This window comes from Pseudomonas sp. USTB-Z (assembly GCF_019691255.1).
In the GTDB taxonomy this organism is placed as follows: domain Bacteria; phylum Pseudomonadota; class Gammaproteobacteria; order Pseudomonadales; family Pseudomonadaceae; genus Aquipseudomonas; species Aquipseudomonas alloputida.
In genome coordinates this window covers 1-415 of sequence record NZ_JAECZP010000089.1, presented here as the reverse complement: position 1 = coordinate 415, position 415 = coordinate 1, and the positions used below count along the sequence as shown (strand labels likewise).

General features: G+C 61.4%; 1 protein-coding gene. It reads right to left on the bottom strand.

From position 1 onward, the window contains the following. The coding region (locus tag I8746_RS26985) for an immunoglobulin-like domain-containing protein (protein WP_221101229.1) at positions 1 to 415 on the bottom strand (415 nt) is incomplete at both ends.

Below are 415 nucleotides of genomic sequence, written 5' to 3'. Positions count from 1 at the left end.
GCCGTCGCTCAGCGTGAAGGTCAATGCACTGTGGTTGTTGATCGGCAGGCCGTCTTTGTTGGTCAGCGTGATGGTGTAAGTGATCTCGCCGCCTTCGGTGACCGAAGGGGTGGCAGTCAGCTTGGCCACAACTTCGTCGGTGGTATCGGTCACTTGAACCGAAGCCGCACCGCCCAACTCGAGGTTCTCGAAGGTCGCACCAGTGGTGTCCACCGCCGAGGTGATACCCAGGCTGATCTGGCCGGCGTCGTTGTAGACGTCATCACCCTGCGCAGCGTGGGTGTACGGCGCGCTGGTTTCGCCAGCCTTGATGGTGACCTGGGCATTGTTGCTCAGGGTCACGACCAGGTCGTGAGCCAGCGGCTGGTTGACGTGCACAGTGAAGGTCGGCTTGACGTTCTCGGCCACCGAAGTC